Consider the following 20267-nt stretch of genomic DNA (forward strand, 5'->3'; position numbering starts at 1 on the left):
GCCCCGCCGCGCTCTGCGCGCCGGGGGGGCCCCGGTTCGCATGCGTGGAGGGCGCCGAGATCACGAGCGTGGGTCGACGTTCCCATTGCGGCTTGCTGCGGCGCGGGGCAGTGGGGCGGTCAGCCCGTTCGGGTGAAGTGACGGGTGGTCGGGACCAGCGCTGCCGTGGCCGGTACGAGGAAGCAGGCCGTGGCGCATGCGGCGAGTACGGCCGTGACACCGAAGACCTCGATGGCGGGGGCGATCAGGGCCAGTCCGACCGGGGCCAGACCGTACGAGACGAGGAAGTCCAGCGAGGAGACCCGGGCCAGCTTGTCCGGGGCGACCTCGCGTTGCGTGGCGGTGAACCAGGGCACGTTGAAGAGCTCGATGCCGATCCCGGCGACGGCGTACGCGGCGACGACCACGACCGGGTGCACGGGCAGCATCAGGCTCAGCGGGGCGACCCCGTACGCGGCCAGCCCGGCGAAGGCCGCCCAGCCCTGGGAGGGGAACCGCCAGCGGGCCATGACGAGCCCCCCGCCGAGCGCGCCCACGGTGTACGCGGTCATGGCCGCGGCCAGCACCCACTCGGTGCCGTAGCGGTCCCGGCTGATCAGGGGCAGCGCGACGCTGGTGGCGGAGTAGCCGAGGGCGATGACCGCGACGAGTGCGGCGAGCCCGGCGAGGAACCACGGGTGGCGGCGCGCCTCGCGTATGCCGTCCACGAACTCGGCGCGGAAGCCGGCCCGCCGGGCCGGTGCGTCCGCCGGGGCGGTCGCCGACGGGTCACCCCCGCCGGGGACGAGGGCCGCGACCAACCACAGCAGGCCGATGCCGAGCAGCAGCATCCACACGTCGAGGAAGGCCGCGAGCAGTGCGGTCAGGGCGGGGCCCGCGAGCGTGGCGGACCGGACGGCCATGGTCATGGCGGCGTTCGCCTGCTGACGGCGCTCGGGGTCGACGGTCTCGGCGGTGAGCGCCTGGAAGGCCGGGCGGCAGGCGCCCTGCCCGGCGCCCGCGAGCGCGGCGGCGACCGTCATCAGGACGAGCGAGCGGCCGAGCCCGAGGGCGAGGAGGGGTGCGGCCACGGCCGCCGCGAGGGCGGACCAGAGGACGACGGCCCGACGGGAGTGGCGGTCGGCCAGGACACCCCCGACGGCGACGGCGAGGAGGAAGCCGGCGGTGCGGGCGGCGAGGACCAGGCCGAGGCCGGCGGCGCCGAGGTCGCGATGGAGGACGGCGAGCCCGAGGACGAAGGGCAGGGCCCAGGTCGCGAGGCCGGAAGCGGTGGTGCCCGCCCACAGGCGCAGGAACGCGGTGTCGCGCAGGACCGAACGCGGGGGCGGGGTTTCGGACTTGGCCGGTGGGGGTGTGGTCGCCACGGTGTGGTTGCTCCTTGGACGGCGGGGCGGCGGCTCGGGGACCGCACCCCGGGTCGTTAATGAAAATGATTACCATTACAGTACCCTTTCGGACGTGGCACTCCTGCCCGGTGCACGACAACAGCCATGTCATGACCCCGCCCACCAACCCCCCGCTTGAGCCCCCGCCCCGCCCGCTCCCAGACCGGAGACCCCATGCGCCACCGCGCCCGCCCCGCCCGCCTCGGCATCGCCCTGGCCGTCGCCCTCGCCACCGCCGGCTGTTCGGCGGCGGACACCGAGCCCGCCGCGGAACAGCCGGCCGCCCCCGCCCGGGCGGCCTCCCTCACCAGCTGCGGCCTCCAGGTGTCCTTCGCCCAGCCGCCGAAGCGGACCGTCGCCCTGGACCAGACCTCGACCGAGACCCTGCTCGAACTCGGACTCCAGGACCGGATGGCCGGCACCGCCAACCTCAAGACCAAGATCCCCGCGCAGTACGAGGCCGCGTACGCGAAGGTGCCCGTCATTGCGCCCAAGATCGCCACCGGGGAGCAACTGCGCGCCGCCACGCCGGACTTCGTCATCGCCGGCTCCACGGACCTCTTCACCAAGGACCGGGCCGGCACCCGTGAGGAGCTGGCCGCCCTCAAGGTCCCCACCTTCGTGAGCGCGGTGGACTGCCCGCAGCAGAACCCGGCCGGCAAGACCCCCTTCGAACTGCTCTTCTCCGACTACGAGAACCTGGGCAAGGTCTTCGGTGCCGAGGACCGGGCCGCCAGGCTCGCCGCCGACCAGCGCGCCGCGGTCGCCAAGGCCGGGGAGAACGCCGCCAAGGTCCCCCGGGGCGAGGACCAGCCGACCGTCGTCTACCTCTACTCCGTCTTCAACGGCATGCCGTACGTGGCGGGCCGGACCGGCCTGCCCAGTGAGATGAGCCGCATCGTCGGCGCGAAGAACGCCTTCGACGACATCAACGAGGACTGGCCCGAGGTCACCTGGGAGCAAGTCGCCGAGCGCGACCCCGACTTCATCGTCATCGGCGACCTGTCCGAACGCGGCCGGCCCGGCGACAGCGCCACCGAGAAGCGGGCCGCCATGACCGGGCACCCCGTCGTGTCCAAGCTGGCCGCGGTCTGCGACAACAAGATCGTCCAGGTGCCCGGCATCGAACTCGATCCTTCGGTGCGCTCCGTACACGCCCTGGGGCTGCTCGCCGACGGTATGAAGGACCTCGGGTATGTCCGCTGACCCGGTCACCGGGGTCACCGGGGTCGCCGGGGTCACCGGGGTCGCCGGGGTCGCCGGGGTCAACGGGGTCAACGGGGTCAACGGGGTCACTCCGGTCACCCCAGGCACCTCGGTCGCGCCGGTGGACCTGCTGCTGCCTGCGGCTCGCGGGCAGGTGGTGACCGGGGACGCCCCGCCCACCGGGGACGGCATCCTGGTCCGACCCGCCGGACCCGCCGGACCCGCCGGACCCGCCGGACCCGCCGCGCCCGCCGGCTCCGCCCGGTCGGCCGTGGCCGCGGCCCGGGCGGGCCGTGCCCTCCTCGCCGCGCTCGTGCTCACCGCCTCCGTGGCCGCGGCCCTACGGATCGGCACCGCCGACGTCGGCTGGGAGGGCCTCGCCCGCGTCCTCGGCGCCCGGCTCGGCCTCGCCGTGGAGCCGCTGCCCCCGCTGCTGGACTCCCTCGTCTGGGACCTGCGGCTGCCCCGCGTCCTGATGGCCGCCCTCGTCGGAGCCTCCCTCGCCGTCTGCGGCACCGTCCTCCAGGCCGTCACCCGCAACGCCCTGGCCGACCCGTACCTGCTCGGCGTCTCCTCCGGCGCCTCTACGGGAGCCGTCTGCGTGGTCGTCCTCGGGGTCGGCGCGGGCACGCTCGGGGTCACGGGCGGAGCCCTGGCCGGTGCTCTGCTCTCCTTCGGGCTGCTGCTGGTGCTCCTGCGGCGCAGCGGGCTGGACTCGGTCCGGATCGTCCTGACCGGCGTGGTCGTCGGGCAGCTGTTCACCGCGCTGACCTCGCTCGTCCTCATGGCCTCGGCCGATGCGGACACCACCCGCGCCGTCACCCACTGGCTGCTCGGCTCCATGGCGCCGGCCCGCTGGAACACCGTCGCGGTCTGTGCGGCCGTCACCCCGCTGGGACTGCTGGCCGCCTGGCTGTGTGCCAACGCCCTCGACGGGCTCGCGTTCGGCACCGACACCGCCGCCTCCCTCGGCGTCGGAGTGCGGCGCACGCGGATGCTGCTGCTCGTCGTCACGGCCGCGCTGACCGCGGTGGCCGTGGCCACCGTCGGCGCCATCGGCTTCGTCGGGCTGATCGTCCCCCACGGGGTGCGGTTCCTCGTGGGGCCGGTGCACCGGCGGCTGCTGCCGTACGCCGCCCTGGCCGGCGCGGTGTTCCTGGTGTGGACGGACGCCCTCGCGCGGATCGCGTTCGCGCCCCGCGAGGTCCCGGTCGGCGTGATCACCGCACTGGTCGGTGTGCCGCTGTTCCTCCTCGTCCTGCGCAAGCGGGGTGAGCTGTGAGGATCACCGCTGAGGAACTGAGTTGGTCGGTGCCGGGCAGCAGCCCCGCGCCGGTCGTACGCGGGGTCGGCGTGGACATCGCCCCCGGCGAGACGGTCGGTCTGCTCGGCCCCAACGGCTCCGGAAAGTCCTCCCTGCTGCGCTGCCTGGCCGGGCTCCGCGTGCCCGACGCGGGCACGGTCCGGTACGACGGCGAGTCCGTACGCAACTGGAGCGCGCGCCGGATCGCCCGCCACGTCGCCTTCGTCGAGCAGGACTCGGGTGCGGACAGCGATCTGCGGGTCCGCGACGTCGTGGGCCTGGGGCGGACGCCGTTCCGCGACCGGTGGCGCGGGCCGGACACCACCGACCGGGCGGTCGTCGCCGCCGCACTGGAGCGCGTCGGACTCACCGCGCTCGCCGAACGCTCCTGGCGGGCGCTGTCGGGCGGCGAGCGGCAGCGCGCCCACCTCGCCCGCGCGCTGGCGCAGCAACCGTACGCCCTCCTGCTCGACGAGCCCACGAACCACCTCGACGTCAAACACCAGCTGGAACTGATGGAGCTGCTGACCGGCACCGACCAGACGGTCCTGGTCGCCCTGCACGACCTGTCGCTCGCCGCCCGGTACTGCGACCGGCTGCTGCTCCTGCACCACGGCCGCCTGATCGCCTCCGGCCCGCCCGCCGCCGTCCTGACGGCCGGGCGGCTCGCCGAGGTCTTCGAGGTCGACGCCGAACTCACCACCGACACCCTGGGACACCCCCAGGTGGCGTACCGCGGGCCGCTCGGCCCCCCAGCCGCCGCGGCCGCCGCGCCGACACACCGACCCGCCCCGTGAAAGGCATCCTCATGACGCACGAGACGACGACCCCGACGCCCCTGACGACCCCGACGCCCCTGATGACCCCCGCGCCCGCCCTCGTCCCCGCTCCCGTCCCCGCTCCCGTCCCCGCTCCCGCTCCCGTCCCCGCTCCCGCTCCCGTCCCCGGTCCCGCCTCAGCTTCCGCCTCAGCTCCTGCCCGCGCGCTGTCCGTCGACGGGCTCGTCGAGGCCGTCCTGGCCGGCGAACAGGGCCCGCTGCCCTCCGAACTCGTCGCGACCAGCGTCTTCTGGATCCACCACGGCACCCGCCTGGCCGGCGGCGACACCACCTACCTCAACCAGTACGTCCTCGTCCGCCTCGGCGGCTCCTTCGGCGCCTGCGCCTTCGAAGCCGGCGAGCTCGACCCCGCCCTCTGCCGCGACTCCTCCGGCACTCCGCTCGACACCCTGCTGCGCGAGGCCCCCCGGCCGCTGCGGATCGCCGCCCTCGACGCCTACCTCGCCGCGACCCGCCCGCACCGCCTGGCCGCCGGAACCGGCGTGGCCGAGGCCGTCACCCTCCCCGCCGGCACCCCGGAGGTCCGCGCGCGGGCCCGCGACGCGGCGATAGCCGGCCTGCTCGACATCGAGCCCGGCGCGAAGGTCGGCCTCATCGGCGTCGTCAACCCGCTGGTCGCGGCGATCCGTGAGCGCGGCGGCGACCCCCTGCCCTGCGACTTCAACCTCAAGGCCACCCAGTGGGGCGACCCCGTCACCGACGACATGCACCAGGTGCTGGACCGCGCCGACGCCGTCGTCGCCACCGGAATGACCCTGAGCAACGGCTCCTTCGACACCATCCTCGAACGCTGCCGCTCCCGTGGCGTCCCGCTGGTCGTCTACGCACAGTCCGGTAGCGCCGTCGCCCGCGCCTTCCTCGGCTCGGGCGTGACGGCCCTGTCCGCGGAGCCGTTCCCGTTCTCCCAGTTCAGCGCCGACGAGACGGTCCTGTACCGCTACCGGACGATGGGCGGCGCGTGAGCCCCACCGTCCGACCCCTGCCCGTGCCCGAGCCGGGGCCCGTGCCGGCGCCAACACGCGCACCCGCACCCGCACCCGCGCCCGCGCCCGCGCCCAGCACGGGCACGGGCGCCGGCGGCGGCACCGTCACCGGCACCGGGTGCGCGCCCTGCCACCACGGCGAGATCCTCCAGGGCGTCTTCCTCGACGAGAACGGCCACCGTTGCGCCGGCCTGGTCACCCTCCCCATGGCCGGTCCCGGAACCCGCGCCGAGTTCACCCCCCGTCCCGGCACGCCGCCCGAGGTGCTCACCGTCGTACCCGCCGACCGTACGAAGGCCGCACGGGCCGCCGCCCTCGCGGTCGCCGCCTGCGCCGAGCGGACCGGACTACCGCCCTGCGGCGGCGAGTTGAGGCTCACCGGCGAGGTCCCGGTGGGCCTGGGCATGGGGAGCTCCACCAGCGACGTCATCGCCGCCGTCCGCGCGGTCGCGGACTCGTACGGATTGCGGATGGCGCCCGGCACGGTCGCCCGGCTCTCCGTACGGGCCGAACTGGCCAGCGACCCGCTGATGCTGGACGACGGCCGGCGCCCGGTCCTCTTCGCCCAGCGGGAGGGCCGCGTCCTGGAAGACCTCGGTGCGGCCCTGCCGCCGCTGGTGGTCGTGGGCTGCGCCCTCGGCGGCGGCGCACCCGTGGACACCCTGTCGCTCCCCGCGCGCGACGTGGACGCCGTGGCCGCCGCCGACGTACGGGCCTACGAGCGGCTGCGCACGCTGCTGCGCCGGGCCGTGGCCACCGGCGACGCTGCGTTGCTCGGCGAGGTCGCCACCGCCAGCGCCCGGCGCGGCCAGCAGGTGCTCGGCCACCCGGAGTTCGACGCGCTGACCGCCGTCGCCCGCCGGACCGGGGCGGCGGGCGTGCAGATCGCGCACAGCGGGGCGGTGGCGGGCGTGCTGTTCGACCCGGCCGCCCCGGGCCTGCGGCACTGCGTCCACAGCTGCCTGCGCGCCCTGGACGCCCACGGCATCCCCGCCACCCGCACCTTCACGACCCGTGCGACCTTCACGACCCGTACGGGCTTCACGACCCACACGACCTTCACGACGAGGAATCCCTGACCAATGGACCAGCACATCGCGGAGTCGATCGGCCGGCCGGACCTGATACGCCTCGACGACCGGCTCGTCTGCCTGCGCTTCGAGACGATGAAGGCGGCCTCCGCCCTCGCGGCCGTACGCCACCTGCTGGACACAGGAGCCGTGCGGCGCGGGGACACCCTGTTGGACAGCTCCAGCGGCATCTACGCCCACGCCCTCGCCCTGGCCTGCCACCGGTACGGCATGCGCTGCCACATCGTCGGCTCGACGACGGTGGACCGCACCCTGCGCACCCAACTGGCGGTCCTCGGTGCCACCCTGGAGCAGATGGAGCCGTGCGACGACCTCAAGCTCGACCAGAAGCGGAGGGTGGAGCGGATCCACGAGATCCTCGCCGAACACCCCGAGTACCACTGGATGCGCCAGTACCACGACGACATCCACTACCTCGGCTACGAGGCCGTCGCCGACCGGATCCGGGAGACGCTCGGCGCGGACGGGCTCATCGTCATCGGCGGGGTCGGCTCCGGCGCATCCACCGGCGCCCTGGCCCGCTACCTGCGCACGACCCCCGAGGGGCGGGGCCCGGGCGGGCAGGTGGCCGACGTCGAACTGGTCGGCGTCCAGCCGTACGGCAGCATCACCTTCGGCGCCGGTCACACCGCCGACCCGGAGATCATCATCGCCGGGATCGGCAGCTCCATCCCCTTCGGGAACGTCTCCCACGAGCTGTACGACACCCTGCACTGGATCTCGTTCGACGCGGCCCTCGCCGGCAGCGTCGACCTGCTGCGGCGGCACGCGGTCTTCGCGGGGTTGTCGACCGGCGCCGGCTACCTCGCCGCCCGCCACGAACGCGAGCGCTCGCCCGACCGCACGGTCCTCTTCATCGCCGCCGACACCGGCCACCGCTACGTCGACACCGTCTACGCCCGCCACCGCGAGGCCGCCCGGATCGCCGACCTGGCCCCGCGGGACGTCACCGACCAGAGCCGACTCGCCCTGCCGTGGTCCCGCATGCAGTGGAACCGGGCCCGGGCGGCGGCCCCGGCGACGGCGTCGTGACACCCCGGCCGGAGGTCCCCCGGCTCAGCAGTCCAGGACCTCCCGCAGCCAGGAGCGTTCCGCGCGGCTGGTGGCGCGGGCGATGGTGAGCATGCCGCGGCGGTAGGGGTCCTCGGTGTCCTCGGCGCCCACCGGGCGGTCGCCGGCGTCGCCGGCGTAGAAGAAGCTCGCGGGCCGCTCCAGGAACTCCAGCCGTCGCCGCAGCACCCGGTGCTGGTCCGCGGTGTCGGGAAGGTGGGAGAGGAAGGCCAGGACCGTGAAGTAACGGGTGCTGTCGCTGATGTCCAGGCCCTCGGCGTCCCGCAGCCTGCGCAGGAGCTCCCCGTGGCCGGCCCCGGTGAGGCTCAGGGTGTGCCGTTGGGCGGCCGAGGCGCCCGGTTCGGTCCGCCGGTCCAGCAGTCCGGCGGCGACCAGCCGGTTGATCGCCGGGTAGAGGCTGCCGTCACTGACCGGCCGGGCGTGGCCCGACAAGTGCGCTATGCGGTGGCGCAGTTGGTAGCCGTGCAGCGGCCCCTCGGCCAAGAATCCCAGGATCGCGAGTTCGAGCATGCTGCTATCCTCACACATCGAAACGAGGTACATCGAATCGATGTAGTCGAGTAGTTGATGTAGTCGACGTAGGGGTCCGCGGCGTGGGAGGGCGTATGACGTACACCGAGGAATGGGTGGCCGCGCGGGCGCGCCACGCCTACGAGCACGGCAGGGCGTCGTTCGACGTGAGGCCCGAGCGGACGGCGCTGCTGGTCATCGACATGCAGGACGAGTTCGTCCGCCCCGGCTGGAGCCCCTCCTGGGTTCCCGCGGCGACTCGTATGGCACCCCGGCTGGCGCGTTTGGCCGACGACGCCCGGGCCGCATCCGTGCCGGTGATCTGGACCGTCTTCGACGACACCCATCTCGGCCTCGACCGTCCGCACGCCCTGCGCTTCCTCCCGCACGGCGACACCGACTGGCGTCGGCCGGGCCCCGCCGAGGTGTGGGGACGCATGGGCCCCCGCCCCGACGAGGTCGTGATCCGCAAGCCCTCGTACGGGGCGTTCTACGACACCCCGCTCGACACGATCCTGCGCAACCTCGGCCGGGACACGGTCATCGTCACCGGAACCCTCACCAACTACTGCTGCGGCACCACGGCCCGGCAGGCGTACGAACGCGGCTACCAGGTCGTCTTCGGGTCCGACGTCACGGCCACCGACGACGAGTCCCGGCAGGAACCGGAACTCGCCGTCCTCCGCAAGGGCTTCGCGCTCGTGCTCACGGCGGACGAGATCACGAGCCGACTGACCGCGGCCGAGGCCGCGGCCGGGACCGGGGTCGGGTTCGGGGTCGGGACCTAGATCCCGCGGTCCGCGGTGTCCGGCTGCGGCGTCCGCAGCGGTGGGCGGGACAGGACCGCGCGTTCGGCCTCTGTCAGTTCGGGGCCGTCGAGGGGGGCGCGGCGGGGGCCGAGCGCGGCTGCCAGGAGGACCGCGGGGCCGGCCAGGACACGGGCCGGCCTGCGCAGGGCCATCACGTCCGTGAGCTTCCTGACGACCAGGCCGTTGCCGGTGGCCGCACGGACGAGGCGGTGGGTGTACCGCGCCCCCAGCCGGTCCGCGAAGGTCGGCCCCGCGCCGATGCAGCCCGGGTAGAAGCGGTCCTGGCCGACCGCCAGCGACCAGGCGGCCGCCGTCGACCGGGCGATCGCGCGCCGGGCCCCGCGCGCGAAGGCGGGGGAGGAGAGCGGGGCGCGGGCGGCGGCCCGGGCGCGCAGGGCCACGGCGCCGAGGGCGGCTACGGACATGCCGTGCCCGTACACGGGGTTGAGGCTGGTGGCGGCGTCGCCCAGGGCGACGAAACCGGCCGGCACGTCCGCCTGCTCGAAGTAACGGCGGCGGTTGGCGGTACGGGCGAACACGGTCACCCCGCTGATCGGCTCCGCCCGGGCCAGCAGCTCGGCCACGAGGGGGTGGCGGACGCGCCGCGCGAAGTCCTCGAACAGCTCGTCGCCGGAGGAGGGCTCGCCCCCGCGGGTTCCCGACAGGCTGACGTGCCACTGCCCGTCTTCGACGGAGAGGATCGTCGCGACGAGCCCGGGCCGGTCCGCGCGCGGGTCGGCGGCCACGTGCACCACCGGCCAGTCCCTCTCGGCGCCCTCCGGCGCCCGGTACCGGCGGCTGGCGTAGCGTACGCCCGCGTCGACGACCGTCTCCCGCACCGTCGGGCCGCCGATGTCGCGCAGCCACTGCGTGCTGCGCGAGCCGCGGCCGGTCGCGTCGACGACGAGGTCCGCCCCGACGAGCTCGCGCCGCCCCTCCGCGTTCGTCAGCTGCACGCCGCGCACCCGCGTCGCGTCCCCGGTCAGGCCGGTGACCTTGACGCCTGTGCGGATCCGGACCCGGGGGAGCTCCTGGACCCGCCTGCGTACGACCCAGTCGAGGAGGTCCCGGCCGGCGCTGATCAGGTAGTGGGTCGGGGCCCACGAGCGGCGGTACCAGCCAGCCGGTGAGAACGACACCATCCCGTTCGGGATGGGGATGCGGTGCGCGCCGGCGGCGAGCCAGTCGTCCACGACACCGGGAAGCAGTGCCTCCACCGCCTCCGCCCCGCCCGCCCACAGCATGTGGGCGTGGGCGGCCTGCGGGAGCCGGGGCCGCGGAGCCGGGGTCGCGGGAAGGACGCCGTCCTGTTCGAGGACCAGTACGTCGCCCGCGTACGGGGCGAGGGCCGCTGCGGCTAACGTGCCGGCCAGGCCGCCGCCGAGGACGACCACGCGGGCAGGACCGGCGGCAGGGGACTGTGTCATCGGGTGGTGCTGCTTTCTTCGAGGGCGGATCGGCGGAAGGAGCGGACGGTGGGCGACCGGGACAGTGCGAGCGACATCCGTACGAGCCCCTGGGGGCTGCGCGGCGAAGTCAGGACCGTGTCCGAGGAGTGGGGGAGGACGCCCGGTCCCGGTCCCGGTCCCGTTCCCGGAACTGGGCCCGGTCCGGAGCCCGGTCCCGGAACTGGGCTCGGTCCGGGGCCCGGACTCCTACTCGGACTCGGACCCGGGGCGGTTGCGGTCCGGGCGCGCTCCCAGTGCACGACGGCGCTGACCAGCGCGGCGGCATCCGCCACGGCCGCGGCCTCCTCCGCCGGGCGCCCGTCCGCCAACTCCTGGCGCAGCGCACGGGCGCGCAGCTCGGCCCGGAGGTAGGGGTTGACCGTGAGGATGCCGTCGTGGATGTCCGATTCCCGCTGCGTCAACCGGATCTCGATCGGCACCCAGGTCCCGCCCGCGCCCAGGTCGATGCTGCGCTCTGTCGCCGCCCGCAGCTCCTCGTGCAGGGGCCGGAGCCGTCGGTACCGGCGCCACATCCGCCACCGGCTCGTGGCGGGCTCGGCCACCAGGGGCAGCACGAACCCGGTCGCGATCAGCAGCGCCGACACGGACGCCAGGGCCGGGGCGACCTCGACGGCGAGCACGTCCAGGTCGCGGCCCGCCCAACGCGCGCCGACCGCGGCGAACTTGGCCACGTCGTAGCAGAGGTTGAGCACGTAGCCGGCGACGATCAGCGCCAGACCCGCGCGCAACGCGCCGTGCACCTCGCGGGCCCACCTCCAGCACAGCACCGTCATGGTGACGGCCGCGGTGGTGTGCGCCGAGAGGTAGAGGAGGATCGTCTCCCTGATGAACGGGGTGTTGGCGTAGTACGTGTCCAGGTCGCGGAGGCGCTCCACGGGGGCTTCGCCGAGGACGAACAGCGCGTTGATGGCAACGATCACGGCGACCGTGACCGCGGTGCACAGGCGGGCCCGCCGGCGCGCCCGCTCCCCGTCGGGGTCGGCGGGGCCCCGGCTCCAGTGGAGGATGAGGACGATGTTGGCCCCGGAGAAGGCCGTGATGAGGGAGTAGACGACGGGCGCCGCGGCGTTGGGGACGCCGGTGATCCGGTTGACGGCGACCAGACTCGGAATCGCGGTGAACCCGAACACGGCCGTGGCGAGCGCGAGCAGGACGCACACGGAGCGCAGGAGCTCGTCGCCCGGATTGCGCCGGAGCGCGGGCAGCTTCAGCAGCGTCGCGAGGAGCAGTACGGCGCCGGGCACGTAGAAGCCCAGGCCCTGGGGGTCGTTCACCGCGGGGCCCGCGGGTGGGGGGAGGGCAACGCCCGGGCGGCTGCCCGCCCGGCACCGGTGGGAGCCGTGCGGCCCCCGCGTTCCGTACGGGCCCGGCGGCCGGTGGCCCCGGGCGGCTGCTGTGTCGTCATGGCGGTGTTCCTCACGGGCGGTCCGGGCGTGGTAGGAGGTACGGCGGCGGTGGGTGCCGTATCCGTTCCCACGCCCCGTCGCTCGGCCCACCAGCGCGATCACAGGCACGACGAATGATCATCGTACTAAGTGGCCGAAATCGCCTGTTGCCCGCGGGCCTAGCGCGCTGCCGGGGTGCGGCCGATGGGCTCCGCGGCGGTGGGCCCGGGGGGCGATGGGCTCGGGGGCGGTGAAGGAGGGCCCCGGGTCGACCGGTTCGGATTCTCGGCGGCCACGCGATCGCTGCCGAAAGTGCGCCGGGCGCACCCCCTCGGAGCGAGGGGGTGCGCCCGGCGGCGGGTGCCCGCGCCGGTGCCGGTTACAGCGTGTGCGTGAGGCGGGCGGTGAGCAGGCGGGTGAAGCGGGCCGGGTCGGGCAGGTCGCCGCCTTCGGCGAGGAGCGCGCTCCCGTACACGAGCTCGGTGACCTCCGCGAGCGCGGGGTCGTCCGCGTCGGCCTCGTGGGCCGTGCGCAGGGCGCTGACCAGCGGGTGGGCCGGGTTGAGCTCCAGGATCCGCTTGACGGGCGGCATCTGCTGGCCCATGGCCCGGTACATCTTCTCCAGCGTCGGGGTCATGTCGTGGGCGTCGCCGACGATGCACGCCGCCGACGTCGTCAGCCGCGACGACAGCCGGACCTGCTTCACGTGCTCGGACAGGGTCGTCGTCATCCACGGCAGCAGGGCGGCGAAGTCCTGCTCCCGCTTGGCCTTCTCGGAGTCGGCGTCCTGGTCGCCGTCCGCGGCCTCGTCGAGGTCGACCTGGCCCTTGGCGACGGACTGGAAGCGGTGTCCGTCGAAGCCCGGGACCTGCTCGACCCAGACCTCGTCGACCGGGTCGGTGAGGATCAGGACCTCGTACCCCTTGGCGGCGAAGGCCTCCATGTGCGGGGAGTTCTCCACCGTCGCGCGGGTCTCCCCGGTCAGGTAGTAGATCGCGTCCTGGCCGTCCTTCATGCGCTCGACGTACTCGCGCAGGGTGGTCGTCTTCTCCGCGTCGTGCGTGGATTCGGCCGACACCAGCTCCAGCAGGGCCTCGGTGCTGTCGGCGTCCTCGAGGAGGCCCTCCTTCAGGACGCGGCCGAACTGGCCCCACAGCTTCGCGTAGCGCTCGGCGTCGCCCGCCTGGACGCCCTTCAGCGCCCCGAGGACCTTCTTCACCAGGCGCCGGCGCACGCCCTGGATCTGACGGTCGTGCTGCAGGATCTCGCGCGAAATGTTCAACGACAGGTCGTGCGCGTCCACGACCCCCTTGACGAAGCGCAGGTAGTTCGGCATCAGCGCTTCGCAGTCGTCCATGATGAAGACGCGCTTGACGTACAGCTGCACGCCGCGCTTGGTCTCGCGGGAGAACAGGTCGAACGGCGCCTGCGAGGGGATGAACAGCAGCGCCTCGTACTCGAAGGTGCCCTCGGCGCGCATGTGGATGGTCTCGGCCGGGTCGAGCCAGTCGTGGCTGATCTGCTTGTAGAACTCGTTGTACTCGGACTCGGACACCTCGCTGCGCTGCCGGGCCCACAGCGCCTTCATCGAGTTGAGCGTGTCCATGCCGTCGCCGCTGTCGCCGCTGCCAGGGTTGGCGTCGGTGTCGGTGTCGGTGTCGGTGTCGGCGTCGTCGGTGGCGGTACGCTCGGTCGCCATCTTGATCGGCCAGCGGATGAAGTCCGAGTACTGCTTGACGATCTGGCGGATCTTCCACCCGGCCAGGTAGTCGGCCAGCCCGTCCTCGCTGTCCACGGGCTTGAGGTGGAGGGTGACCGAGGTGCCGACCGGCAGGCCGTCCACGGCCCGGATGGTGTACGTACCCTCGCCGTCCGACTCCCACAGCGTGCCCTCGTCGGTGCCGGCGCGGCGGGTGGACAGGGTGACCTTGTCGGCCACCATGAACGCCGAGTAGAAGCCCACGCCGAACTGGCCGATCAGGCTCTGCGCCGCGGCGGCGTCCTTGGCCTCCTTGATCTTCTCCAGCAGGCGGCCGGTGCCGGACTTGGCGATCGTGCCGATCAGCTCCACGATCTCGTCGCGGCTCATGCCGATGCCGTTGTCGCGGACGGTCAGCGTCCGGGCGTCCCTGTCGACTTCGAGGGTGATGTGCAGGTCGGCGGTGTCGACCTGCAGGGCGGAGTCGGTCAGCGACTCCAGACGCAGTTTGTCCAGCGCATCGGAGGCGTTGGAGATCAGCTCGCGCAGGAAGATGTCCTTGTTCGAGTAGATCGAGTGGATCACCAACTGCAGCAACTGACGGGTCTCGGCCTGGAACTCCAGCGTCTCGATACTGCTATCCACGTGGGTCTCCTCTTCAGGGAACGGGAACGGGAACGAAAAAGGGGAACGGCGGACGGGAAGAGCGGGAAGGGTGGCCGTGGCGGTCATGTGGCCCCACGGCGTGCCTGCTCACCCCTGTGCGGTCGAGCGCCGAGTGCCGAGCGCCGAGCGGGCGGCAGGGTAGGCCCGCACGTATGGCGGTGCCGGTGTCACGGCCTGGGCGGCGTACGGCGCTGACGGTCGCTGGCGGCGCGCAGCCGGTCGGTGCTGTCGGCGAGCCGGTCGAGGCGGTCGGCGATCGCCGGGTGGCCGGCCGCGAGGTGGGGGCGGGTTTCGGAGAGCGGGGCCAGGAGCCGGGTCGGGTCGTCGTCGCCGAGGGCGTCCAGCAGGCGAGCTATGGCGGGGGCGGCGCCGGCGGCGAGGTCCTCCAGGGCGCCGATCTGCCCGGCCAGGCGGCGCAGGTCGGCCGCGTTGTCGCGGGCCCACGTGGTGACGGCGCGGTCGGCGGCCCGCCGGTCGCGGGCCGCCTGGACACGCTGCTCCCCCGTACTGCCCTCGGCGGTTCCGGCGGCGGTGTCGGGGCGGAGGCGAAGGTAGCGGCGCTCGGCCGCCTGGCGGCTGGCCACTCCGAGGGGTTCGGCCAGATCCGCCCAGGTGGCGCCGGCGGTACGGGCGGTCTCGATCAACCCGGTCTCCCAGCCCGCGAGTTCCTCACGGAGGTGGCGCAGGAGCAGCAGCGCGGCGAGGGCCTTCTGGGGGTCGCTCTGGCCGGCGTCGTCGGGCGGCGCGTGGCGGGCGGTCCGGGCGGCGGCGTCCATCATGCCCAGTGCCGCGGCAGCGGCCAGGAACGAGGCCGGCCCCGCCCCGGGGGTGCCCTGCGTTTCCATGGTCGTCACCTTTTCGTCGACGCGCGTCCGTCATCCAGATGGTGACATCCTACCGCCCGTCCCGGTCGAACCGCACCGGCCAATCCTCGCCACTTGTCCGGAACCGGACGTGCGTGACAGGCGCTCGTGAACCCGCCCCGAACGCCTGACGGGCACACCCGGCGCCTCGTGCGCCCGCGCCGGCCGCCGTCCGAGGCGACCCTCGTCGCTGTCCTGCACGCCCGGGCTCCCCTCCGCTGTCGTCCACAGGGCGACAGCACGGCTCGTCGCGAGCCGGACCGGATCGCCCGGCAGGCCTCCAGGACGGCAGACGTGCTCACGCTGACGACCCCCGGCAGCCGACGAGGCCCTCCCGGCCGCACCCGCGTGCCACGGGGGAGGGGATCATGGGCGCATGACCCTGATCCTGACCCGCAGTGACCTGGAGGCCGTACTGGAGCCCGCGGCCTGCACGGCCGTCCTGGAGGACGGCTTCCGCAGTGCGGACGCCCGTTCCGCCACCGGGCAGCGGGTGAGGACCGACCTGCCGTTCCCCGGCACGGCCACGGCCCTGATCCCCGGGCTGCTGCCCGGCATCGACGCATACACGGTGAAGGTGAACGCCGAGTTCCCCGGCGGTCGGCCGGCCCTGCGCGGTGTGATCTGCCTGCACGGCGGTCACGACGGCGAACTCCTCGCGCTGATGGACTCCGCCACCATCACCGCTTGGCGCACCGGACTCGCCGCAGCCCTCGCCACGCACGTCCTCGCCGCCCCCGACCCGGGGGGTGAAGCGGTACTCGGCGTGATCGGCGCGGGTGCGCAAGCCGACCTCGTGGTCCGCGGGCTGCGCGGCATGCGGAGCTTCGGGGAAGTCGTCGTGCACGACACCGATCCGGCCCGGACCGCCGCGTTCATCGGCCGGTACGGCGGACGCGCGCTCGGTTCTCCCGCGGCCGTCGCCGCAGCCGCCGATGTCGTCCTGCTGGCCACGTGGTCCCGCACGCCTTTGCTGCACCTCGCCGACACCCGGCCCGGGCAGCACGTCACCTCGCTGGGAGCCGACGAGCCCGGCAAGCAGGAGCTCTCCGCCGACCTGCTCACCTCCGCACTCCTCGTGGTCGACGACCGTGAAGCGGCCGCCACCACGGGCGCTCTCGCAGCCGCCGGACTTCCCGCCACAGCCGCCCGGGCCACCCTGGGCGAGGTCCTCCGCAACGACCGTCCGGGCCGCACCAGCCCCACGCAACGCACCGCCTACGCCCCCGTCGGCCTTCCCTGGCAGGACCTCGCCCTCGCCTGGCTGGCCTTCGAGCACGCCGAACAGCGGGGCGTCGGAACACGCACCGACCTGCTGTCCTGAGCCCGGCCCGCCCGCGCGTCCTCCCGGTTCGCCGTCCTCTCCCGGAGTACCGCGGTGGCGAAACCGGCGGAGCCGCCTTGTGTCAGATTTCGGCCAAACCGGCTGCCAGGCGGCGGAGTGGGATCTTCCGGCGTTAGCGTTCGAAACGTTCTTGCGGCCTCTGGGGGGAGAGCCTGCACACCTCTCCGCCCCGTGCGCCGCCTCGGGGGAGAGAGGGCATGGCGATGAGCGAACAGCGACGGTTACCCAGCTGTCCCGCGGCAGGATGCGCACCGGGCCGCGCCCACGGCAATGCGGCGCCGGTGACGCAGCTGCCGGCGCCGGTGACGCAGCTGCCGGTGCCGGCGCAAGCACCGGTGCCGGGGCAAGCACCGGGGCAAGCGCCGGCCATGGGGCAGGGGTAGCGCCATGGCTCTCGTTCTCGACGGGATCTCCTTCCGCTACGGCCGGCAGGCCCCCGTCTTCATCGACTTCGGGCTGGTCCTCGACGCCCCCGCCACCGTCCTCCTCGGCCCCAACGGCGCCGGGAAGTCGACGCTCCTCGGGCTCGCGGCCTCCCAACTCCGGCCCGCCTCCGGCACGGTCGCGCTCGGCCGGACCCGGGCCGAGCGCCGCGCGCTCACCGCCTACCGGCGCAAAGTGGCGTGGATCCCGCAGCAGATCACCCCCGTACCCGGACTGACCGTCCGCGAGCAGGTCGCGTACGCCGGCTGGCTCAAGGGCCTGAAGCGCTCCGAGGCGTGGGAGGCGTCCGCCGCCGCGGTCGACCGGGTCGGGCTGAGCGAGCTCGCCGACCGCAAGAGCCACCGGGTCAGCGGAGGCCAACTGCGCCGCATCGGCATCGCCGGGGCCCTCAGCCACCGCAGCGAACTGATCCTGATGGACGAGCCGACCGCCGGACTCGACCCCACCCAGCGACAGGTGTTCCGCGAACTCGTCGCCGAACTCTCCGCCAGCGTGCAGATCGTGGTGTCCACCCACCAGACCGAGGACCTCGCCGACCTCTACCAGCAGGTCGTCGTCCTCGACCGGGGCACCGTCCGCTTCCAGGGGACCCCGCAGGAGTTCCACGCCCTCGCCCCCGTCCCCGGTCCCACCTCGGCCTCCGCGACCCACGGCGGGCCCCGTGAACGGGCCGAGGCCGCGTACGCCCGCCTCGTAGAGCGGGAGGTCTGAGCCATGCGCCTGCGCACACTGCTGCGCACCTCGTCGGCCACGGCACTGCTGCCGTTCCTCCTCTTCTACGTCGTCGTACTCCTCGGCGACGGAATGGCCGCCTCCGTCCTGCCCGGCTACGGGCCCTCGGTGGTCGGCAGCATCGATTCCGCCCTGGCCGCGGCCGCAGCGGCCTGTTCGGCCGCCGGCGCCTGGGAGGCCGCACGGCTGCGCCGCGGCCGCGTCCTGGACCAGGCGCCCGTCCGCTCGCCCCTCGCCATCGCGCTCGCCGTCCTCCTGCCGGTCTGGGGCATGGGCCTGGCGGGCCTCGCTGCCGCACTGCTCCTCACCTCCAGCGCGGCCGGAGCCCTGCCCGCGCCCGCCCACACGGGCATGATCGCCGCGTACGCTGCCGTACTGGCCGCGGCGAGCCTCCTGGGCCACCTGCTCGGACGGGTCCTGCCGGGCCTCGCCGCCGCGCCGGTCGCGATGGGCGTCGGGTTCTGCGCCGTGGGGTTCCCCGTTTCCTTCAGCCAGCCGTGGCCCAGACACCTCGTCGCCCGGGCGTACGAGTCCTGCTGCCACCCCGGCCAGGTCATCGACCCGGTGGCCCTCTGGGCCCCGCTCGTCCTCGCCACCGGGCTCTGCCTGGCAGCGGCCCTGCTCATCCACCCGTTCCTCAAGGCGGCACGAGTACTCGCCGTCGCCGTCGCGGCGGCCGCCGCCGCAGGGGCCGTGTGGCTGGTGCACGACCTCGGCTACAACCCCGTACTCGCCCGCGACCCCTCGGACCTCGTCTGCGACACCAGCGGCCGCCCCACCGTGTGCCTGTGGCCCGAGACCCCCGACCGCAGCCGGGTCGTGCACCTCGTCCGCAGCCACACCGCCCGCCTGACGGAGGCCGGGGTACCCGTCGCCGACACGCTCAGCGCCGCACCACGGCCCGGGGAGGTCGAGTTCGGCGGCAAAGGCACCATCCACGGCCCGGACGTGCCGCGCCGGCTCGCGAGCACGCTCATGCCCCCCGTACCAGCATGCGCCCGGACCGGCCGGTACCCCGCCGTCCAAGACACGCAGCCACTCCACGCCTGGCTCACCGCCACGGCGTCGGGCACCCCGCCCGCCCCGACCCCCGACCGCTACACCGCCCAGGACATCGACCTCGTCCGGCAGGTCCTCGCCCAACCGCGCACCGTGCAACTGGCCTGGTACGAGCAGTTCCGGACGGCACTGGCCGGCTGCACCGACCGCGCGGACCGCACCATTCCGGGAGCCGCCCGGTGATCTGGTGGCTCAAGTCCCGCAACGCGGCCCTGACCGTCCCCGCGACGCTCCTCACCGCCCTCCTCGGCATCGCACTCGGACGTACCGTGCTGCCCATGCCGTCCCTCTCGGGCAGCAGCGAGTTCCTGCTCAGCGGGCTGGTGGCGGTGGTGCCGGCCGTGCTCTGGCTGAACGGCGCCGGGCGGACCGACCCGGACACCGAGGCCACCGGCCTGCGGCCCGTCCACCGCTGGGACACCGCTCTGGCAGCGCTCCTCGCCGCCACTGCCCTGGTTGTCACCGGCACCGCCCACGTCCTCGCCGCCGCCGCCGACGACGACGCCCTCGCCCTCGCCGTAGGCCGGAACATCACCTTCTACCTCGCGGCGGCCGTGCTCCTCGGCGCGTGCGTCGGACCGCGCATCGCCGGGCCGTTCGTCACCGGGATCCCGCTCGTCGTGGGGGTCGTCGGCCAGCGAGGCCGCTTCCCGGAGCCGTGGGCCGTGATCCTGCACGACGGGCTGTCCGGCCGGGCGCTCGCAACGACACTGGCCCTGATGGCGATCGCGTGCCTCGTCGGCGTCGGCGTCGGCGTCGGTGTCGGCGTCGGCGTGCGTGTCGGAGGCGGCCGTTAGGGTCCTGACCATCACGATCCGATCAGTGCAGAAGTGAAGAAAAGGGGCCATGTTCGAAGAGCGGCTCGCAGAGTTCTCCCGCGAGCGCCTGGGCGGCCGTCCGGTCCCCGACGACCTGCGGGCGATGCTGGTGGCGCAGTGGGAGGACCGCGCCGACTGCCGGGAACTCCTCGGCATCACCTTCCGCGAACCCGGGCAACCACACCCGCTCCTCGACACCGGCTACCTCAGCGAAACGGAACTCGCCGACCCCGAGATGCAGGCCATCAACGCCGGGGCCGCGGCGATGGCCACGTACGTGAAGATCGTCGCGGAGTGCGACGAGGGCTGGGTCGGCTACTGGATGCACCCCGACGAAGCGGCGGACCGCCCGCCCGTGATCGTGGCGCTCGACACCGAGTTCTCGTACTCGGCCATGGCCGGCAGCACCCTGGCCGGCGCCTGCGCCGCCGACCGGGCCCGGCGGCACGAGGGCGAGCACGACGAGCGGACCGCGTTCTCCCTCCTGGCGGCCCGGCTCGCCGAACTCGGCGTGCACCTCGGCATGGACGAACACGAGGACCTCATCCACGCCGAGAGCCGAGAGGCGCGCCTCGCCTGACGCCCAACCG

At 74.0% G+C, this 20267-nt stretch carries 18 protein-coding genes; 12 read left to right on the forward strand and 6 right to left on the reverse strand.

Going from position 1 to position 20267, the window contains the following annotated elements:
• Window positions 1-119 precede the first annotated feature (119 nt).
• Complete coding sequence (locus ACFV7Q_RS18605) at window positions 120-1364, reverse strand: MFS transporter (protein WP_385429624.1); 1245 nt, start codon at window positions 1362-1364, stop codon at window positions 120-122.
• A gap of 195 nt (window positions 1365-1559) precedes the next feature.
• Here ACFV7Q_RS18605 and ACFV7Q_RS18610 point away from each other — a divergent pair, with 195 nt between their 5' ends.
• Genes ACFV7Q_RS18610 through ACFV7Q_RS18635 form a run of 6 tightly spaced genes read left to right on the forward strand, consistent with a single transcriptional unit; the run spans window position 1560 to window position 7839 of the window.
• Window positions 1560-2591: an ABC transporter substrate-binding protein gene (locus ACFV7Q_RS18610; protein WP_385429626.1), complete on the forward strand. Its 1032-nt coding sequence runs from the start codon at window positions 1560-1562 to the stop codon at window positions 2589-2591.
• A complete protein-coding gene (locus ACFV7Q_RS18615; protein ID WP_385429628.1) occupies window positions 2581-3873 on the forward strand; it encodes a FecCD family ABC transporter permease in 1293 nt (430 codons plus the stop codon). Before ACFV7Q_RS18610 ends, ACFV7Q_RS18615 begins: the two co-directional genes overlap by 11 nt.
• Window positions 3870-4691, forward strand: a complete 822-nt coding sequence (locus ACFV7Q_RS18620) for an ABC transporter ATP-binding protein (RefSeq protein WP_385429630.1) — start codon at window positions 3870-3872, stop codon at window positions 4689-4691. Before ACFV7Q_RS18615 ends, ACFV7Q_RS18620 begins: the two co-directional genes overlap by 4 nt.
• An 11-nt stretch (window positions 4692-4702) precedes the next feature.
• Window positions 4703-5695, forward strand: coding sequence for a Rossmann-like domain-containing protein (locus ACFV7Q_RS18625; protein ID WP_385429632.1), 993 nt, complete (start codon window positions 4703-4705; stop codon window positions 5693-5695).
• On the forward strand, window positions 5692-6795 hold the full coding sequence (locus ACFV7Q_RS18630; protein WP_385429634.1) for a GHMP kinase: 1104 nt from the start codon (window positions 5692-5694) through the stop codon (window positions 6793-6795). The genes ACFV7Q_RS18625 and ACFV7Q_RS18630 overlap by 4 nt, the downstream gene beginning before the upstream one ends.
• Before the next feature lie 3 nt (window positions 6796-6798).
• The gene (locus ACFV7Q_RS18635) at window positions 6799-7839 is read left to right on the forward strand and encodes a pyridoxal-phosphate dependent enzyme (RefSeq protein ID WP_385429636.1); all 1041 of its coding nucleotides are present in this window, start codon (window positions 6799-6801) and stop codon (window positions 7837-7839) included.
• 24 nt (window positions 7840-7863) lie between these two features.
• On the opposite strand, the gene ACFV7Q_RS18640 is transcribed toward ACFV7Q_RS18635, so the two are convergent.
• Entirely contained in the window at window positions 7864-8388 is a 525-nt protein-coding gene (locus tag ACFV7Q_RS18640; protein ID WP_385429638.1) for a PadR family transcriptional regulator, read from the reverse strand.
• Window positions 8389-8483: 95 nt separating this feature from the next.
• Here ACFV7Q_RS18640 and ACFV7Q_RS18645 point away from each other — a divergent pair, with 95 nt between their 5' ends.
• Complete coding sequence (locus ACFV7Q_RS18645; protein ID WP_385429640.1) at window positions 8484-9176, forward strand: cysteine hydrolase family protein; 693 nt, start codon at window positions 8484-8486, stop codon at window positions 9174-9176.
• Here the strand turns inward: ACFV7Q_RS18645 and ACFV7Q_RS18650 are convergent.
• The 4 genes from ACFV7Q_RS18650 to ACFV7Q_RS18665 form a co-directional block, all read right to left on the reverse strand.
• Entirely contained in the window at window positions 9173-10624 is a 1452-nt protein-coding gene (locus ACFV7Q_RS18650; protein ID WP_385429642.1) for an FAD-dependent oxidoreductase, read from the reverse strand. The genes ACFV7Q_RS18645 and ACFV7Q_RS18650 overlap by 4 nt on opposite strands.
• Complete coding sequence (locus tag ACFV7Q_RS18655) at window positions 10621-11940, reverse strand: MAB_1171c family putative transporter (protein ID WP_385429644.1); 1320 nt, start codon at window positions 11938-11940, stop codon at window positions 10621-10623. Before ACFV7Q_RS18655 ends, ACFV7Q_RS18650 begins: the two co-directional genes overlap by 4 nt.
• Before the next feature lie 490 nt (window positions 11941-12430).
• Entirely contained in the window at window positions 12431-14395 is a 1965-nt protein-coding gene (htpG, locus tag ACFV7Q_RS18660; RefSeq protein ID WP_385429646.1) for a molecular chaperone HtpG, read from the reverse strand.
• Window positions 14396-14583: 188 nt separating this feature from the next.
• A complete protein-coding gene (locus tag ACFV7Q_RS18665; RefSeq protein WP_385429648.1) occupies window positions 14584-15261 on the reverse strand; it encodes a type III effector protein in 678 nt (225 codons plus the stop codon).
• Between the two features lie 394 nt (window positions 15262-15655).
• Here ACFV7Q_RS18665 and ACFV7Q_RS18670 point away from each other — a divergent pair, with 394 nt between their 5' ends.
• The 5 genes from ACFV7Q_RS18670 to ACFV7Q_RS18690 all read left to right on the forward strand — a co-directional run bounded on the left by ACFV7Q_RS18670 (window position 15656) and on the right by ACFV7Q_RS18690 (window position 20257).
• A complete protein-coding gene (locus ACFV7Q_RS18670; protein WP_385429650.1) occupies window positions 15656-16603 on the forward strand; it encodes an ornithine cyclodeaminase family protein in 948 nt (315 codons plus the stop codon).
• Between the two features lie 408 nt (window positions 16604-17011).
• On the forward strand, window positions 17012-17779 hold the full coding sequence (locus tag ACFV7Q_RS18675; protein WP_385429652.1) for an ATP-binding cassette domain-containing protein: 768 nt from the start codon (window positions 17012-17014) through the stop codon (window positions 17777-17779).
• 3 nt (window positions 17780-17782) lie between these two features.
• A complete protein-coding gene (locus ACFV7Q_RS18680) occupies window positions 17783-19042 on the forward strand; it encodes a hypothetical protein (RefSeq protein WP_385429654.1) in 1260 nt (419 codons plus the stop codon).
• A complete protein-coding gene (locus ACFV7Q_RS18685; protein ID WP_385429656.1) occupies window positions 19039-19656 on the forward strand; it encodes a hypothetical protein in 618 nt (205 codons plus the stop codon). The genes ACFV7Q_RS18680 and ACFV7Q_RS18685 overlap by 4 nt, the downstream gene beginning before the upstream one ends.
• Before the next feature lie 49 nt (window positions 19657-19705).
• The gene (locus tag ACFV7Q_RS18690) at window positions 19706-20257 is read left to right on the forward strand and encodes a hypothetical protein (RefSeq protein WP_385429658.1); all 552 of its coding nucleotides are present in this window, start codon (window positions 19706-19708) and stop codon (window positions 20255-20257) included.
• Window positions 20258-20267: the final 10 nt, after the last annotated feature.

The sequence above is a fragment of the Streptomyces sp. NPDC059851 genome (assembly GCF_042732005.1).
Lineage (GTDB): Bacteria > Actinomycetota > Actinomycetes > Streptomycetales > Streptomycetaceae > Streptomyces.

Bases quoted from the DNA above. Each gene is read 5' to 3' on its own strand.
- ACFV7Q_RS18640 (WP_385429638.1), bottom strand. From the start codon at position 8,388: ATGCTCGAACTCGCGATCCTGGGATTCTTGGCCGAGGGGCCGCTGCAC.
- ACFV7Q_RS18670 (WP_385429650.1), top strand. From the start codon at position 15,656: ATGACCCTGATCCTGACCCGCAGTGACCTGGAGGCCGTACTGGAGCCC.
- ACFV7Q_RS18675 (WP_385429652.1), top strand. From the start codon at position 17,012: ATGGCTCTCGTTCTCGACGGGATCTCCTTCCGCTACGGCCGGCAGGCC.
- ACFV7Q_RS18690 (WP_385429658.1), top strand. From the start codon at position 19,706: ATGTTCGAAGAGCGGCTCGCAGAGTTCTCCCGCGAGCGCCTGGGCGGC.
- ACFV7Q_RS18650 (WP_385429642.1), bottom strand. From the start codon at position 10,624: ATGACACAGTCCCCTGCCGCCGGTCCTGCCCGCGTGGTCGTCCTCGGC.
- ACFV7Q_RS18680 (WP_385429654.1), top strand. From the start codon at position 17,783: ATGCGCCTGCGCACACTGCTGCGCACCTCGTCGGCCACGGCACTGCTG.
- ACFV7Q_RS18610 (WP_385429626.1), top strand. From the start codon at position 1,560: ATGCGCCACCGCGCCCGCCCCGCCCGCCTCGGCATCGCCCTGGCCGTC.
- ACFV7Q_RS18645 (WP_385429640.1), top strand. From the start codon at position 8,484: ATGACGTACACCGAGGAATGGGTGGCCGCGCGGGCGCGCCACGCCTAC.
- ACFV7Q_RS18635 (WP_385429636.1), top strand. From the start codon at position 6,799: ATGGACCAGCACATCGCGGAGTCGATCGGCCGGCCGGACCTGATACGC.
- ACFV7Q_RS18625 (WP_385429632.1), top strand. From the start codon at position 4,703: ATGACGCACGAGACGACGACCCCGACGCCCCTGACGACCCCGACGCCC.
- ACFV7Q_RS18615 (WP_385429628.1), top strand. From the start codon at position 2,581: ATGTCCGCTGACCCGGTCACCGGGGTCACCGGGGTCGCCGGGGTCACC.
- ACFV7Q_RS18665 (WP_385429648.1), bottom strand. From the start codon at position 15,261: ATGGAAACGCAGGGCACCCCCGGGGCGGGGCCGGCCTCGTTCCTGGCC.